Genomic DNA, 15,429 nt, shown 5'->3' with positions numbered 1-15,429 from the left:
ACTCTCCCAGTTAGTGCCGACGGGGCTCAGAGTATTGGCCACGCCCCCCGTCCGACAGGTCTGCGAAGATCACGTTCCGGAGCCGAGGGGCCGGGGGGCTCAACAATGGTGGGATTTCCGCCGGCGCCGATGGCGACGGGGCCCGCTTCTGCCGGCGGGTCAGGCCGACCCCGACGAGCACGACCACCATCCCGGCGGCGACCCGGAGGCTGAAACGCTCGTCGAGCACGATGGCCCCCAGCGCCACCGAGACCACCGGCAGCAGATAGCCGACCGTCGCGGCGTTGGTGGCGCCCTCGGCGGCGATGATCCGGTAGGTGAGGTGGAAGGTGATCCCGGTGGCGACGACGCCCAGGACCACGACGGCGAGCGCGATCTTCGGGTCGATCTCGATCGGTGTCAGGCCTTCGGCCGGCAGGGTCAGCGAGGTCAGTCCGGTCGCCACGATGAGCTGCGCGGTCGACAGCGAGATGGTGGGGATGCCCCTGCCGACCAGGTTGCGGCCCATGTACGCGAAGCCGACGGCATAGCTCGCGGCCGCGGCGACGATGGCGAGGGCGCCCCAGCCGACCGGCCCGGTCGTCTGCCATGGCGCGAAGATGAGCATGACCCCGGCGAATCCGAGCAGGAGTCCGGCCAGCCGGACCGGCCGGAGTCCGCGCTCGGAGCCGATGACGACACCGATGAGCAGGGACCACAACGGGGTCGTCGCGTTCAGCACGCCGGCCACCCCGGAGTCGACGGTCTGCTGGCCGATGCTGAACAGGGCGAACGGCAGGGCGTTGCAGAAGAACCCGGCCACGACGAGGTGACCCCAGACCGCCCGATCCCGAGGCAGCCGCCGACCCGAGCCGAGGCATGCGACCAGCAGGGTGGCCGTTCCGAGTACGCACCGGCTGAGGGTGACCTGGACCGGAGTCAAGGCGTCCAGGGCCAGCTCGATCCAGAGAAATGTCGAGCCCCACAGCAGGGCGAGCACGCCCACCCGCGTCCACGCCCATGCGCTGCCCGCCACACCGTTCACCCGGACCTCCTCGATCTCTCTCCGTGAACGGTGCCGGACCGGACCTGGAAGAACAAGCAAAAGGTTCTGCACGTACGTTAAGGTCCGCTGCATGATTGACGTCAGGCGGATGCAGGTGTTGCGGGCGGTGGTCACCAGCGGATCGGTGACCGCGGCGGCGGCGCACCTGGGTTACACCCCCTCCGCCGTGAGCCAGCAGGTGGCGGCACTGGAGAAGGAGACCGGGATCGCGCTGCTCGAACGCGTCGGCCGGGGCGTGCGGCCCACCGCGGCGGGACGCCTGCTCACCGAACACGCGGCCGTCATCAGCCAACATGTGGCTGCGGCCGAGACCGCGTTGGCCGACCTGCGGGCCGGCCGTACCGGTCGGCTGGGGATCCGCTACTTCGCCTCGGTCGGCCCAACCCTGCTGGCGCCCGCGCTCGCCCGGCTCCGGCGCGAGCACCCCGACGTGACGATCGACCCGAAGCTGACGGATCCGAACGATCCACTGCCGGACGTGGAGCAGGGACACGCCGACCTGGCCATCGTGGTCCGCCGGACCAGCGACGAGAGCCGCCCGGGCATTCGCCTGATGCACCTGCTCGATGACGCGTACCAGGCCGTGCTGCCCACCGGACACCCGCTCGCCGGGCGAAGGATGATCGACCTGGCTGCCCTCGCCGGCGAACCCTGGGTCGGCAGCGAACCGCCGGGCCCCTGCCTGGAGCCCATCACCGACGCCTGCGCCGCGGCGGGCTTCAGCCCGGACTTCGTGGCGAAGTCGGAGGACTACGCCACGGCTCAGGGATTCGTCGCGGCCGGCCTCGGCGTCAGCCTGATCCCCCGACTCGGACTTGGCACCCGCCACCCGGGCGTCACCATCCGCCCGGTCCGCCGCCCCGAGCCGGTGCGGACCATCTACGCCGCCGTCCGGGAGATCTCACTTGATCAGCCCGCGCTGCGCGCGCTGATCGACGCCCTCGTGGGCGCCGCGAAGGCGTGAGAGAGAGCCCCTTCGGTGGCCTCCCTCCCCGTCACCTGGAAATCGTGTGGCCTCTGCGCCGCGCAGGACGGTCGCTACTGCGACCGCGCCCGGTTCGCCTCCTGTTCCGCGAGCCAGTCGTCGAAGGTCGTGGGCGCTATACGGGCGTCCGGTCCGGGCAGCAGCACATTGCCCGCCATGTCCGGGCCGAGGATCGCCTCCCAGGTGGGGACGAGTTTCACCTCGCGCCCGAGCGCCCGGTGGGTCCGGCGGGCCATGTCCACGAGATCGTGCCGATCGGGCCCGGCCACGTCGCGGTGACGTCCCTGCGGCGGCCCGGCGGCCACCTCCGCGAGGACCTCCGCGACGTCGGCCGGCGCGATCGGCTGGATGAGCAGCGGCGCGAGATAGGCGGTGCCGTCACTCTCGGTCCACGTGGCCACCGTCGCGCCGAAGTCGAAGAACTGGGTGAAGGGCACGATGGTCCACGGCACGTCGCCGGCCGAGACCAGGCGCTCCTGCTCCCGCTTGCCGGAGTAGTGCGCGGTTCCGGCGATGCGGTGCACCTCGACGATGGACAGCAGGACGTGATGCCGAACCCCCGCATCCTGCTCAGCCCTCAGGAGGTTCCGGGTGGCGGCGCCGAAGTACGCCTCGGTGGCCTCGCGGTCGGCCGCCGGCGCGCTGATCGCGTCGATGACGGCGTCGACCCCGGCCAACGCCGCGTCCAGCCCGGTGCCGGCCACCAGGTCGACACCCTGCGACCGGCTCATCGGTACGGGCTCGTGGCCGTGGCGGCGCAGCGCGGCCACGGTCAGGGACCCGATGTTGCCGGATGCGCCGGCGACGGCCACACGCATGTCTGGCTCCTGTCTCCGAACCGCGCGGGAGTCACCCGCCGCGCAGTTGACGAGCGCTGCCCGGATGGTGACCGAGCTGGACGGCGAGCGCATCGACCGATCGCTTCATCTGTCCGCGATTCGGCACATCGCGCCGACGCCTCGTCCAGAGCTTCAGCCTAGGGGAGGGTGACATGCCGTGGGACCGAAATCGACCTGTGCGGGCCGTTTCCCGCTGACCGACGGACCAGGCCTCGTGCGGCGGCCCGGACAGGGCACAGCCGCGTGTGGTCCGCTTCGGCCGGGCGGCCTCACGTGTAGCGGTCCAGCCCACCCGGGTGTCGGCCCCGCCTGAGGCCTACTAGCCGTTGGCCTCGGGACGATTGTGGTTCCGGCGTCGGTCCAGCGCGCCGACGATCCGGCATCGGCCTGGCGGATGGTCGTGCATGAGGGCGGCGATGAGCAGGGCCACACCCACCATGACGACGATGTCGCCGATGCTGATCACCAGGTTCAGCCACGGCACGGGCAGAACATCGCCGAGCGCCGCCAACCGGGTCGTCTCGGTGCTGACGGTGTGGTGGGGATCCAGGGTGGTGTCAGTCGGAACGCCCCCGATCTCGCCCAGCGCGGCTGGCGCCACCGGCATGTGCCCGTTGGGCACGATGGCGGCCGCGTTCAATGCCGCCCCGGCGAGGAGCGCGGCGACGCCGGCGCGGGCCGGCCGGGACAGGCGCGCCAGATTGAGCAGCAGCGCGACGCCGACCATGCTGAACACCAGTGCGGTCAGCCACCGTTGTGCGGCCGAGGAGAGCAGGCGGGAGCCCGGCGGCACGTGGCCCAGCAGCTGTCCGGCGGCGGCAGCGTACAGCAGCCGGACGCCCCGCAGCGGCTGACGGGCAAGCTGCCGCAGCCGGCCGCCCGTGAGGTACCCGGCGGCCAGACCGACCAGGACGGGGCCGAGGAGGAAGACGGACACTTAGCCGCCGTGGTCGTACGGTGCGCCGACGGCGTAGAGCAGGGTGGCAAGCGCGACGAGCAACAGGACGATGCGGGCTCTCATGCTCGACGGACCTCAGCCGCCGTGCTCGTGCGGTGCGCCGACGGCGTAGAGCAGAGTGGCGAGAGCGGCCAACGTAAGGACGATTCTCAGCTTCATGACTCAACGCTAGGGGTTGACGGACATCAACTGATTCGGCGACGCCGACACCGATCGGGACCCGTTCGGCCGCAGCTGGTGCCGTATCAGCCCACGTTCGCTGGTCGTTGCGCTGTGGCGCCAGGCAACCTCGAGGAACAGGAAGCACAGGAAGGACCCCGAGTTCGGTTACACCCTGAGCAACGACGCCAAGGGCCGCGTCGCCAATCTGGGAGCCGAGCCCTTGCCCCATCGCTTGAGCGGTAGGACGCTCAGCGGCGTCACCCGTACTCGGAGGACTGCCGTCAACCAGCCTCCCGTCACGATAAACGTGATGGCGGGGCGCAATTAGAGCGCGAGCATCGCCCCCGCCACCTCACCGGCGGCGGCATCGGGGATAGCCGTCGCGGCCCGTTCGAGCACGAGTAGCCGCGCACCGGGGATCTCGCGTGCGAGCGCTTCGCCGTTGCCGACGGGGAAGAACGGGTCGCGGCGACCGTGCACCACCAGCGTCGGGATCGCGAGCTCGTGAAGGCGCTCGCGCCAGCGCGGCGTGCAGTCGAGCTTGGCGAACACCGTGCCCAGATGGTTGGCCATCTGCACCGCGGGGTCCGTGCCCGGCGTGCGGTCCCATCTGCGCTCGGCGGTCGCGCGCGCGGCGACGGGGTCGTCACCGAGAATCTGCGCGCCTTCGGCGGCGAACTCGGCCACCGCGGCGCGGTCGGACCAGTCGGGCATCGCATGCGAGAACAGCCGGCCCATCGTCGCCGCGTCATGATCGGGCAGGTCGTCGTCGACCGGGCCAGGAGCGACGGGCCGCGTTCCGACGAGGGTGAGCGCCGAGAACGCGTCCGGGTGGTCGAGCGCGGCGACCTGGGCGACCATCCCGCCGACGCCGATGCCAGCCAGGTGCGCCGGCCGGTCGTCGAGTTCGCGGGCGAGCGCCGCGGCGTCGGCGGCAAGATCGCGCAGCGTGTACGCCGGAGCCTCGGGATCGGCGGTGGTCGACCCGCCGGAATCGCGCAGGTCGTACCGCACCACATGGCGCCCGCCGCGCGCGAGCGCCTCGCAGAGTGCGTCGGGCCAGGAGAGCATGGTCGTGCCGCCCGCGAGCAGGACGAGCGGCGCAGCCCTGTCGCCGAAGTGCTCGACTCCGAGCGTGACACCGTTCGCCTCGACCGTCGTCATCACGCCTCCGCCGTCGGGTTGATGCCGCCGGACGTGCGGAACGGGTGGACCGTCGGATACATCAGGTACCTCCAGGGTGGCGTCGTGGGCCGGTGGCGCGGGGAGGGACACGCTACGTGTCCCCGCCGGTGGTTTGCGTCGAGTCGGACGAGGGCGACTGCTCAGAGGTGGACGCCTGGCGGGACGGAAACTCATCGGCACCCTGTCCGCAAGGCAACGATGACCGAGCAGCCGCCCTTGCCCCATGGCTCGAGTGGTACACCCACGGCGCCACGCCGCACTCGGAGGACTTCCGCCGACCAGCGCCCGCCATCACCACGACTAGCTGCCAGCGGGCACCTGGTCCGTGACGTCGGCGTAGCCGACCTTCTCCGGTGCCGCGGTCGGCGCGTAGATCACGCGGATCACGCCCGTCGGGAAGGCCTCCGTCGCTGTCACCTGGAAGTGGTACGGCGTGTCGCCGTCGTCGAACAGCCTGCGGCCCTTGCGTGCCGCCACCGGATGCACCAGCAGGCGCAGCTCGTCGACCAGCCCGGCGGCGAGCAGTTGCTGCACCACGGAGATCGACCCCGGGATGAGGATGCCTTTGCTGCCGGCATCGGCCTTGAGCGCGGTGACCGCGTCGACAAGGTCGCCCTTGATCAGCTCCGAGTTGCGCCAGGTGAACTCCAGCTGCTGGCGCGAGACGACGACCTTGCGCATGTCCCCGAGCTGCTTGGCGAAGACCGCGTCCTCGCCGCCGGCGGCCTCGCGGTCGGGCCAGGCGCCGGCGAAGCTGTCGTAGGTCTCCCGGCCGATGAGCATGACGTCAGCGGTGTCGTAGTCCTCGCCGACGGCGCGGCCCATGTTCTCGTCGAAGTACGGAAAGTGCCAGTCCGGGTCGATCTCGGCCACGCCGTCGGCCGAGATGAACAGCGTGGAGATGACCTTTGCCATCGCAGGGTCCCTTCGAGTTGGTGGCGTCGACAGGTGGACCGCCGCAGCATCTCAGAATCATCGGCTGGCCAGGGACCAACCCGCCGACCGGTGGGGGCGGACGCCCGGACGACCGGCGGCACAGCCGATGGGCGCCTGATTGGGATGCCACCACCGAGCTCGGTCGGTGAGACGACCGTGTTTCCGGGACTCTCGCGAACCGGCGGGGCGACTACGGCTCCGCGACATCGCTTAGGTGGCGCGCGGGTCGCCCACCGAACCGCCGGCTGTAGATCATCACCGCATGCCCGCCGCGTGCAAGGCTTCCGAGCGGTCAGCAACAGCCCACTGTGGTCAGTAGCCTCACTTCATGGAACTCACGGGGATGATCGCAGCCGAGCGGCGTCGGGCCGCTGATCTGGTCGAATCGTTGAGCATCGAGCAGTTGGAGACACCGAGCCTGTGCGGCTCGTGGACGGTCCGGGAAGTGGCCGCCCATCTCGTGTCGCCGTTCGCCGCGCCGCGCCGCTCGTTGCTGCCGTTGATGCTGCGCAGCGGCTTCAACCTCCACCAGCTCAACGCCCGGCTGGCGCAGGTTGTGGCCCGGGAGCCGGCCCACCGGATCGCAGGGCTGTTGCGGGACAACGCGGAGAGGCGGTTCCGCCCACCCATCGTCGGATACCGGGGCCAACTCACCGATCTGCAGATCCACGGGCAGGACATCCGCCGACCGCTCGGCCTGCCGCACGAGCTGCACCCGGACCGGCTGCGGGTGTCGTTGCACTTCCTGGTGAGCCGCCGCGCCCGGGGCTTCTTCGTGCGCAGAGGGCGACTCGACGGGCTCCGGTTCGAGGCGCCGGACGCGGACTGGGCCTGGGGGAGTGGCCCGGTGGTGCGGGGTACGGCAGAAGCGGTCATGCTCGCCATGACAGGCCGGCCCGCGGTGCTTGACGAACTCGACGGCGACGGCGTCCGGCTGCTGCGCGACCGGATGACCTGAGGCGCCGGACGGGCCGCATGCTCATCAGAGAGGCTCCCGGTGGTCGAGCGCCCTCGCGGCGCGGGTCTGGCGGAAGTTCCGGTAGCCCATGATGTGGAGCGTCTTGGACGGGTTGAGGGGGTAGGGCACGACCTTGCCGGTTCCGATGAACCCGATCCGCCGATAGAAGGCTTGGGCGCGGTGGTTGTCCTCATGCACGCCGATGGTGAGCCAGGTGGCGTCGGTGTTGTCGCGCGCCCACCTGATCGCGACCTCCATTAGCCGGGTCGCCAGTCCCGACTGCCGGCCGCGATGTGCCGGCGCCACGTAGACGCCGTATATGTGTGCGTGGCCGGGGACCTCCTCCAGCGGAGCGCAGCTGGCCATCCCCACCCAGCGGCCGTCCTCGGTGGCGGCGATGAACGTCGCCGACGTGGCTGACGTCGCGCTCTGTTCGGCCTGCTGCCGCCACGCCTCGTCGGTGAGCGCGGCCATGTCCGCGTATGAGGTACCGAAGGCCGTCGGGGATTCCCGCAGCATCCCCAAGCGCAGGGTACGAAGTTGACGCCATTCCCCCGGCGCGATTCGGCGTACGACGTATGGCACTGTCCGCTCCGTCTCCTGGTGGCAGGCGTGAGGGCGAGAAAGGTACGCCCCGGGTTGCGGCCCTGGCGTCAGCGGGGGCGCCAGGGGCCACGGTGGATCGATGTCCCACATCGAGTTGAACACGGCCGTCGAGGCCGTCCCGGAAACGGTCTTCGACGCCTGCCTCGACGTCGGCCTGCACACCGCATCCGTGGGAGCCAGTGCCGAACGCGCGGTCGGCGGCGTGACGACTGGCCGATTGAGGGCTCGCGATGTCGTCACCTGGGAAGCCGGCACTGGGGCCTGCCCTGGCGGATGACGGTTCGAATCACCGACTACCGGCGGCCGCGCGGCTTCACCGACGAGCAGGTCAGCGGCCCGTTCGGCCGATGGCGCCACGAGTACAACTTCACGCCGGATCTGACCGGATCCTCGGCCACGATCATGCGCGACGTCATCGACTTCACCGCGCCCATGGGGATGCCAGGACGGACCGGGCGGTTGTCTTGCTGATAGTTAGGCTGATTCCGCGGATGGCGCTGTTGACAATGATGCCTTCGCAATCGCAATCGGGAAGGGCTGCGGCCATCTGTAGGAGAACCTCGCCGGCCAGGCCGACAGTGAATCGGGGACCGAAGTTGCGTAGGGCTGCCTCGGGATCCGCGTAGGCCGGTATGAGTGCCCGACCGTCGCCGTGAGTGGTCCTGCCCGCGCAAGGTTGCCGTCTGCCCTGAAGCCCTCGATCGGATCTTGGGACGGTGTCCCGATGGCCACGATGCCGACGGTGGAAGCCCGAAACAGGCCGAGAAGACGTCCGTAGCCTTCCTGGTTACTGGTCTCCGCGTACTCCGTCATGACATCGGATAGCGGAGTGTCACTGACCAACCCGCCGACCGGTGGGAGCGCTACGCCCGGACGACCGGCGGCAGAAGGGGTCGGGCGGCCTGATTCTGCTGCCGCCACAGAGCTCGACGGAGCTTCGATCGGTGCGACCACCGTGTCGGTTTCACCCCGTCGTGCGACCGGGCATCTGGTAGCCGCCGCCGAGCTGGTCGACGGCGCTTCGCGCATCCCGGTTGATGTCGTCGAGAGGGGCGTCGCCTGTCGACGGCTTGCGCCTGCGTTGACGCTCCGCGGCTCGGCCCAGCTGCCGAATCGCCCGCCGTCCCGCACCGGCGGTCCGGCGTTGCTGGAGGCGAACAGTCGCGGTGATGGCGATGGCAGCACCGGTGAACACCGCCAGCAGTGCGACCAACAGCGTCCCCATGCCGCCACGCCAACCGTCAATGGCAAGCCAACGGCCGCTGGAGGTGACCCGTCGGTAACCCGTCATCCCCAGCGGGACGCCGACACGCCGTTCAGCGAGGAGACCGTCCGCGACATCACCTGGCTGGCTCGATGGGGTCGCCCGCCGAGCCACCGCCGATAGATCATTGACCCATGCTCGTCGCGTCCGTCGTCACCATGCTGGCGCTTCTCGCGTGGTTGACCGTCGCCCGGCTGCCGTGGTTCACCGGCGTCGTGTTGGTGGCGCTCACCCTGGTCGCGGTCGCCTCGGTTTCCCTCGCCGCCGTTGTGCCCCGGGCGGCGGTGGAGGCGCGCCTGCTGCTGTTCCTCGGGGTCGCCGTGACGCTGCTCGCCGCGGGGGAGACGCAGCGCCGCAAGCTCGCCGCCAGCGGCGACGGTGATCGGGCGGGCCGGCGCTGGCCGTACCGGATCGCGGTCGGTCTTGCCCTTTTCGTCGCCCTGGCCTGCATCCCGGCAGCCGCCTGGGACTTCAATGACGACGGGTTCGTGCCGTCGGCGGGGGAACTCGGCCCGCTGCCCGGCGGGCTCGACCTTCGAGGCGCGGGCGGCGACTCGGAGTGCGGCACCGGTCGTTGCGCCGTCTCGTACGCGCTCGTCGGCGGGCCGGGCGAGTCGGCCGACGAGGTGGCCCGACGGATGTGGGGCCATCTGACGAGCAGGGGCTGGCCGCAGCCCGACGGTGGGCGCAGCTGCCGCCCGGCCGGCTGGCTTCTCGACACCCGGGAAACCTGCGTGGAGATCAGCACGGCCGACGGCGCGGCACGGCTCACGCTGGAGGGCGGCCGCCCGTACCCGCGGTTTGCCGATGCCAGCAGCCAGTCGCGTTAAGTCAACGCTCCAGCGCCCTCGTGGTCGCCGCCCTCGGCGGCCAGCATGTGTGCCAGTGCCGAGGCTCGGGTGGCCTTCGATATCGGGTGCCAGCATCGCCAGCGCGTTGGTTACGCCGAGGTAGGCCAGTCGAAGCAGCACGACCGGTCATCCGTGCCCAGTGGTTTCAGCGATTTGACCAGCCTGGGCACGTTGATGAGGGCAAGATCTTTCTTGTCGTGGTCAAACCGCCATGACCAGGGCGGACGTCATTGTCGGCACCTGCATGGCCAGCAGGCCCAAAAGGCGGCGCACAGAGCCGACGAGCACGAGATATACGGAGGCACCCATGAAGGCAATCGTCGCGATGGATCAGGCCGCGGAAGCAGCCGGGATCACACTCGCGGAGCGGCCTGAGCCGACGCCGGCGATCAACGACGTCGTCGTTGAAGTCCACGCGTCGGGCTTCGTCCCCGCGGAGTGGGAGTGGCCCTCGACATGGGTCGATCGTTCCGGTCACGATCGCGCCCAGGCGATCATCGGCCACGAGTTCGCCGGAGTGGTCTCCTCTCTCGGCTACGGCACGACGGGACTCTCGTTGGGACAGCGGGTGTTCGGGATCACGGACTGGCACCGCGATGGAACGCTGGCTGAGTACGCGGCCGTGGAGGCACGCAACCTTGCGCCGCTGCCGGGGAATGTCGACTTCACGGTGGGTGCGAGTCTGCCGATCTCCGGCCTGACCGCGTGGCAGGGCCTGTTCCAGCACGGTCGTCTTCAGGCGGGGCAGAGCGTCCTCGCACACGGCGCCGCCGGCGCCGTCGGATCAGTGGTGACGCAGCTCGCCCGGGAGTTCGGCGCCTACGTCGTCGGTACCGGTCGGGCGGCGGACCGCCAGGCGGCGCTCGACTTCGGCGCGAACGAGTTCCTCGACCTCGACCACGAGGATCTCGACGACATCGGCGGGGTCGACCTGGTCTTCGATGTCATCGGCGGTGATGTCCAAAGGCGCTCGGCGAGCATCATCCGGCCTGGTGGGACGCTGGTGTCGGTGGTCGGACCTGTTGAGGCTCGCCCTGTCCACGGCTTGGCGGTCGATTTCGTCGTCGAGTCCGTACCGAGTCAGCTGATGGAGATCGTCGACCGGGTGCGAGACGGGCGCCTTCGCACGCACATCGGAACAGTCGCGACTCTCGACGGCGCCATCCCCGCGCTCAACCCGACCGAGCGGCGCAAGGGCAAGACCGTCATTCGCGTACGCCCCTGAGCGCCCTGGAATAGGCCAACAGCGCCGTCATGCTGACGCCCCACTGACGAGATCGGCACCCCACCTCGCGGCAGATCCGGTTGGCCGTCAGAGTGGTCGCCAGGTCTGACATGGGGGACCGGAATGGCGCAACCATGGGTTCGGCCGCACCGGGAGTCGAAATGGCGCCGGGCTTACTGGTCAGGTATTCACCAGCCACTGTTGCCCGTCGATGAGCTCGCGAACCGCGTCGAGGTGCCCGGCGTGGCAGGCGGTCTCGGTGATCACATGGAGCAGGACGTCCCGAAGATTGTGCAGGCGCCACTCACTTCCGGGGAAGGGCCACCAGGCCAGGTCGGCATCGGCAGATGAGGCGGCGATGACGGCATCGGCCAGTGAGGCCTCATGGCGATAGCAGTCAAGGACATCGCCGGCCGGCAGTCCCGGGGCTACCTGCCATGGGCCGTCCTGGCTGCCGACCATGTCGATGACCTCCGGCTCGCCAGCCACAACAGCGCGGAACCACATACGCTCCACCGACAGCGCGAGGTGCTGCAGCATCCCCAGGCAGCTCCACCCGGAGGGCAGCACAGGGCGCCGCAGCGCCTCATCGCTCAGTCCTTCCACGGCACCCAGCACGTGGTTTCGCTGCCTCTGGAGGCACTGCATCAACGCGGTGATCTCGGCGTCGACTGCCACCGTCATTTCTGAGCCTCCCTGACACGACACTTCTTCATAGGGCCGAATGCACCCTTGCGCATACGTACCCGCACACTTTCCGTGACGACTGGCGTGCCAGTTATCCGCTTCTGTCGAAGAGTGGCTGCCCGATCTTGGCGTGTTCCTGTTGATCTCAACCGAATTTCACCCGGCGACGAGCATCCCGCCTGGCACCCATCGTTTACGCCATCGCCAACAGGGCGATGCACATACCCGCGCTCATCACGCCGTGGCGCAGTGCCGACCAGTCCAGCGGACACCCCACCGCGTCCGTCGTCGCCGTGGACGGTCCACCGACGCGCATCCCGCGGCCAACCCACCAGAATCCGGCGAGTGCCAGGTACCCCCCCCGAGCAGCGCACTGGCCCATCCGGCACACCCGACCGGCGCATGACCCATCCCGGCCATGTCCATACCACTGTGGCCGACGGCGGAGGCGTGCCCCGGTGTTGAGGCACCCATCCGCACCATCGTCCCTGTCGGGTGGCGAAGAACACCGGAAGGGCACGACCGCCCGGCGTCCCTCCGAACGCCACTGCCAGCAGCCATCGGAGGGGGGCAATGCCGATCATCGGCCCCACGAACGGTGGCGGGGCCTCCGGCAGACGCCGAACCTCAGTGGCAGCACTGGTGCGCGCTGCCGGCGGGCTCGGTGGCGCCCAGGTCGTCGTCACGGCCAGCGGCGATCCGCGACCACTGCGCGGTGGGCCGGCCGTCGAGCCGGAACTGGTCGCCGTCGGTCCGGAAGCGCTGCGGCCAGCCGTCCGGCGAGTCCTCCCAGGTCTCCTGGCGGCCGTAGACGGTCATGTCGAGCAGGCCGTACGACGGCGCCATCGATTCGACGCCCCGCCCCGTGGTCCAGTAGGTCTCGAACACGCGGTCGCCCTGGCGCAGGTAGCACGCCTTCATGCCGAACGCGCGCCCGGCGACGAGGGAGTCGAGCGACTCCGCGGGCACCGAGTACCAGGGCGCCTGCCAGCCCATGAAGTCGCGGTACCGCGACGTCTCCTCGAACGGCCCCTGGCAGAAGACCGCGAACGTGACGTCGCGCGAGTGCAGGTAGGACAACTCGAGCACCTGCCCGGTGAAGAACGTACATCCCTCGCACTGGTCGGCTGCCGGCCTGCCCGTGTGCCACATGTGGTACGACGCGAACAACTGGGTCCTCCCCTCGAAGACGTCAAGCAGGGGCACGGGGCCGTCGGCACCGACCAGACGGGTGGTCGGGTCGACCTCGACCATCGGCAACCGCCGGCGGGCCGCGGCGACGGCGTCGCCCTCCCGGGTGTGCGCCTTTTCGCGGAGCCGGAACTCGTCGAGTTGCTTCTGCCAGGTCTCGCGGTCGGTGATCGGGGGTGTCGCTGGCGTGGTCATGGGCTCCTCCTCGGGTCAGGCGCTATGAGGCTAATAGTGACTGCTATGATCAAGCAAGTATGATCCTTGGGCTCACCGGTGTGACGAACGGGCGGCGCGGTTCCGGACAAGGCGTAGGGAGGCTTTCGATGCCCACTCAGCGGGGTTATCGCCAGGCGTGCGGCGTTGCTCGCGGCCTCGACATCGTGGGAGAGCGGTGGTCGCTGCTCGTGGTGCGCGAGCTGCTGCTCGGGCCGAAACGGTTCACCGACCTCCAGCAGGCGCTCCCGACCGCCAGCCCGAACGCACTGTCCGACCGGCTGCGCGAGCTGGCCGACGCGGGCGTCGTGCGCCGTCGGCAGCTGCCTCCGCCAGGTAATGTGCGGGTCTACGAGCTGACCGCCTGGGGTCGCGGCCTCGAGCCGATCGTGGTCGCGCTGGGCACCTGGGCGCTGGCCGCCCCGCCGACTGCGGAGCAGCTCTTCGTGAGCGCGGACAGCGCCATGCTGACCATCCGCACCTACTTCGTGCCGATGCCGGAGCAGCCCGAGGTGACGCTCCGGATCGAACTACGCGACCACGGCCCTGCCGGGGTGTTCGGCGTCCGCCTCACGTCGGCCGGCGCCGAGGTCACCCACGAGCCGCCCGGAGAGCCGCACGCCGTCCTGATCACCACGACGGATGCCCTCCTCGCCGCCTTCGGCAGCGACGAACTCGCCGGGCTCGTAGCTGCCGGCGCCGCCATCATCGGTGATCCCGGGGTCGTACGCCGTCTCGTCACGGGCGTGCGAGTCCCGGGCGCCACAGGTCAGGGCTCAAACGGCACCGCCGGGCCAAGGGGGGCGGCGGATAGCCGCCAGAGGCTGCCCGAAAGGTGACCTGATGCCCCGGCAGATCCGGCCCGCCCGGCAGAGTCAAGTCGAGTCGATCGCCGGGGCGGCGGCCGGCCCCGCGGCAGCCGTGACTGACGACCACGAACCGGGGGCCGCCAGTCACGGACGCGGTCCACCCGTGCGGCGGCCGAGTCCGCTCATCTTGACGGCGGTGAAGACCGCGGCGGCCAGCGCTACGTCCGACGGCAGGATGAGCCCGCTGGGCGTACGGGCGCTGTGCGCCGTAGACGCAGCCCATCATCAGCGGTGGAACGAACCCGCCGAGGCCATCGGCCGCGCCGACCAGCCCGGTGACCGCGCCCGGCGCCGCCCCCGTCGACCTACAGCTTGGTCCGTTCGGGGTGCATCCCGTTGACCATCTCGTGGCCCGGTCTGCGGATGCAGTTCGATCCGGGCTCGGCGCCGCACACCGGGCAGGCTCGCCACTCCTGAACCGGGCCCGCGTCGTGCCCCAAGGTCAGAGCCACCTCGCTGATGTCGTTGGCCAGCTCGTGCAATCCCGGGTCCCGGTGTCGGACGGCGGCTTGGTGGATCTTCTGAACCGACTCTCGGGCCCGCTCCAGTTGCTGCCTCGCCATTGCGCCAGGATCAGAGGACATGCCGTCCCGGCTTCCCGTTCCTGGACAGATGAAACGGGCTGGCTGGCGGCGCCCCTCCCGCCCGCCGGTGTGGGGCCGCCATCCGTCACCCTCCGGGCTGAGCCTCGGAGCTGCTCGTGCGGGCTGCGGCCACCCACGCACCCGCACCCGGACGGTGGCAGGCGGCAGTTGTCTCGCCGGAGGGGCTCAGCTGAGGAGTCCGCCCATCAGGTTGACGAAGCTCGCGACGATCACCACTCCGAACACGTACGACAGGATGGCATGGGACAGCACGCTCTGCCGGATGCGTGGATCGCGGATGGCGGTGTCGGAGACCTGGTAGGTCATTCCGATGGTGAAGGCGACGTAGGCGAAATCGCGGTAGGTGGGCGGCTGACGCCCGAGCGGGTCGTCAAGGTCGATGCCGCCGGCCGTGGTCCTGAAGTGGAGGTGGGCGTAGTGCAGGGTGAAGACGGTGTTGATGGCCGCCCACGACAGCAGGAGGGTCAGCGTGGCGACGCCGACGAGCAGTAGTCGCGCTGAACCGCTGTGCCGGCCGGCGAGGCTGAACACGACGCCGGCGGCGGGCACGGTGACCGCCCCCGCCCCGATCACCAGGACCGCGGCGATGCCGCGCCTCTGGTCCTCACGCCCGGCAAGCAACGGGGTCTGCCCGCTTCCGGCGCCGATGATGATGCGCCACGTGGACGTGAGAAAGACGAGAGCGGCGGTGTCCCACCCCAGCACTACCGCCAACTCCCAGGGCACGAAGCGCAGGAGGACCAGGGAACTGATCAGCCAGATGGCAGCGACGATGACGGCTCGCCGTAGGGCAGGGGCGTGCCAACCCAGCGATCGGTGATACAGGTTCTCCGGCGGCAATTCAGTCATC

Annotated in this window: 18 protein-coding genes and 1 pseudogene; 7 read left to right on the top strand and 12 right to left on the bottom strand. The window is 70.0% G+C overall.

Going from position 1 to position 15,429, the window contains the following annotated elements:
- Positions 1-10: 10 nt before the first annotated feature.
- Complete coding sequence (locus GA0070603_RS05780) at positions 11-1,159, bottom strand: DMT family transporter (RefSeq protein ID WP_244282421.1); 1,149 nt, start codon at positions 1,157-1,159, stop codon at positions 11-13.
- On the opposite strand from GA0070603_RS05780, the gene GA0070603_RS05775 reads away from it, so the two are divergent.
- Positions 1,116-2,009: a LysR family transcriptional regulator gene (locus GA0070603_RS05775; protein WP_091308233.1), complete on the top strand. Its 894-nt coding sequence runs from the start codon at positions 1,116-1,118 to the stop codon at positions 2,007-2,009. The genes GA0070603_RS05780 and GA0070603_RS05775 overlap by 44 nt on opposite strands.
- Before the next feature lie 74 nt (positions 2,010-2,083).
- Here the strand turns inward: GA0070603_RS05775 and GA0070603_RS05770 are convergent, their stop codons facing one another.
- From GA0070603_RS05770 to GA0070603_RS05755, 4 genes are all read right to left on the bottom strand, one after another.
- On the bottom strand, positions 2,084-2,848 hold the full coding sequence (locus tag GA0070603_RS05770; protein WP_091308229.1) for an SDR family oxidoreductase: 765 nt from the start codon (positions 2,846-2,848) through the stop codon (positions 2,084-2,086).
- A 340-nt stretch (positions 2,849-3,188) separates the two neighbouring features.
- Entirely contained in the window at positions 3,189-3,806 is a 618-nt protein-coding gene (locus GA0070603_RS05765; RefSeq protein WP_091308225.1) for a DUF5317 family protein, read from the bottom strand.
- A 507-nt stretch (positions 3,807-4,313) separates the two neighbouring features.
- Positions 4,314-5,153, bottom strand: a complete 840-nt coding sequence (locus tag GA0070603_RS05760; protein ID WP_091308222.1) for an alpha/beta fold hydrolase — start codon at positions 5,151-5,153, stop codon at positions 4,314-4,316.
- A 321-nt stretch (positions 5,154-5,474) separates the two neighbouring features.
- Positions 5,475-6,089 (bottom strand): dihydrofolate reductase family protein, encoded by a 615-nt coding sequence (locus GA0070603_RS05755; RefSeq protein ID WP_091308219.1) that lies wholly within the window; start codon positions 6,087-6,089, stop codon positions 5,475-5,477.
- A gap of 349 nt (positions 6,090-6,438) precedes the next feature.
- On the opposite strand from GA0070603_RS05755, the gene GA0070603_RS05750 reads away from it, so the two are divergent.
- Complete coding sequence (locus tag GA0070603_RS05750; RefSeq protein ID WP_091308216.1) at positions 6,439-7,068, top strand: maleylpyruvate isomerase family mycothiol-dependent enzyme; 630 nt, start codon at positions 6,439-6,441, stop codon at positions 7,066-7,068.
- 24 nt (positions 7,069-7,092) lie between these two features.
- Here GA0070603_RS05750 and GA0070603_RS05745 read toward each other — a convergent pair whose 3' ends face one another.
- Positions 7,093-7,587: a GNAT family N-acetyltransferase gene (locus tag GA0070603_RS05745; RefSeq protein WP_167544505.1), complete on the bottom strand. Its 495-nt coding sequence runs from the start codon at positions 7,585-7,587 to the stop codon at positions 7,093-7,095.
- Positions 7,588-7,753: 166 nt separating this feature from the next.
- Between GA0070603_RS05745 and GA0070603_RS31725 the strand changes: the two genes are divergently transcribed.
- Positions 7,754-7,951 carry an SRPBCC family protein gene (locus GA0070603_RS31725; RefSeq protein ID WP_208862820.1) on the top strand — a complete coding sequence of 66 codons (198 nt, stop codon included), beginning with the start codon at positions 7,754-7,756 and terminating at the stop codon, positions 7,949-7,951.
- Positions 7,948-8,145 carry an SRPBCC family protein gene (locus GA0070603_RS31720; protein ID WP_208862819.1) on the top strand — a complete coding sequence of 66 codons (198 nt, stop codon included), beginning with the start codon at positions 7,948-7,950 and terminating at the stop codon, positions 8,143-8,145. Before GA0070603_RS31725 ends, GA0070603_RS31720 begins: the two co-directional genes overlap by 4 nt.
- A 493-nt stretch (positions 8,146-8,638) precedes the next feature.
- Here GA0070603_RS31720 and GA0070603_RS05735 read toward each other — a convergent pair whose 3' ends face one another.
- Positions 8,639-8,899: a hypothetical protein gene (locus GA0070603_RS05735; protein WP_091308209.1), complete on the bottom strand. Its 261-nt coding sequence runs from the start codon at positions 8,897-8,899 to the stop codon at positions 8,639-8,641.
- Between the two features lie 173 nt (positions 8,900-9,072).
- Here GA0070603_RS05735 and GA0070603_RS05730 point away from each other — a divergent pair, with 173 nt between their 5' ends.
- Positions 9,073-9,768, top strand: coding sequence for a hypothetical protein (locus tag GA0070603_RS05730; protein ID WP_091308205.1), 696 nt, complete (start codon positions 9,073-9,075; stop codon positions 9,766-9,768).
- A gap of 328 nt (positions 9,769-10,096) precedes the next feature.
- The gene (locus GA0070603_RS05725; RefSeq protein ID WP_091308202.1) at positions 10,097-11,014 is read left to right on the top strand and encodes an NADP-dependent oxidoreductase; all 918 of its coding nucleotides are present in this window, start codon (positions 10,097-10,099) and stop codon (positions 11,012-11,014) included.
- Between the two features lie 180 nt (positions 11,015-11,194).
- Here the strand turns inward: GA0070603_RS05725 and GA0070603_RS05720 are convergent, their stop codons facing one another.
- Positions 11,195-11,698, bottom strand: coding sequence for a DinB family protein (locus GA0070603_RS05720; protein ID WP_091308198.1), 504 nt, complete (start codon positions 11,696-11,698; stop codon positions 11,195-11,197).
- A gap of 630 nt (positions 11,699-12,328) precedes the next feature.
- A complete protein-coding gene (locus GA0070603_RS05710) occupies positions 12,329-13,087 on the bottom strand; it encodes a DUF899 family protein (RefSeq protein WP_091308191.1) in 759 nt (252 codons plus the stop codon).
- 59 nt (positions 13,088-13,146) lie between these two features.
- Here GA0070603_RS05710 and GA0070603_RS05705 point away from each other — a divergent pair, with 59 nt between their 5' ends.
- Positions 13,147-13,944: a winged helix-turn-helix transcriptional regulator gene (locus GA0070603_RS05705; protein ID WP_208862818.1), complete on the top strand. Its 798-nt coding sequence runs from the start codon at positions 13,147-13,149 to the stop codon at positions 13,942-13,944.
- 114 nt (positions 13,945-14,058) lie between these two features.
- Here the strand turns inward: GA0070603_RS05705 and GA0070603_RS32475 are convergent.
- The 3 genes and pseudogenes from GA0070603_RS32475 to GA0070603_RS05690 all read right to left on the bottom strand — a co-directional run.
- Positions 14,059-14,260, bottom strand: a pseudogene (locus tag GA0070603_RS32475) (MFS transporter); the annotation flags it as partial.
- 19 nt (positions 14,261-14,279) lie between these two features.
- Entirely contained in the window at positions 14,280-14,537 is a 258-nt protein-coding gene (locus GA0070603_RS05695; protein ID WP_091308183.1) for a zinc finger domain-containing protein, read from the bottom strand.
- A 207-nt stretch (positions 14,538-14,744) separates the two neighbouring features.
- Positions 14,745-15,428 (bottom strand): DUF1345 domain-containing protein, encoded by a 684-nt coding sequence (locus GA0070603_RS05690; protein ID WP_091308180.1) that lies wholly within the window; start codon positions 15,426-15,428, stop codon positions 14,745-14,747.
- Position 15,429 lies beyond the last annotated feature (1 nt).

This window comes from Micromonospora chersina (genome assembly GCF_900091475.1).
GTDB classification, from domain to species: Bacteria; Actinomycetota; Actinomycetes; order Mycobacteriales; family Micromonosporaceae; genus Micromonospora; species Micromonospora chersina.
The sequence above is the reverse complement of the archived record's forward strand: the minus strand, read 5'-3'. Positions and strand labels throughout refer to the sequence as shown.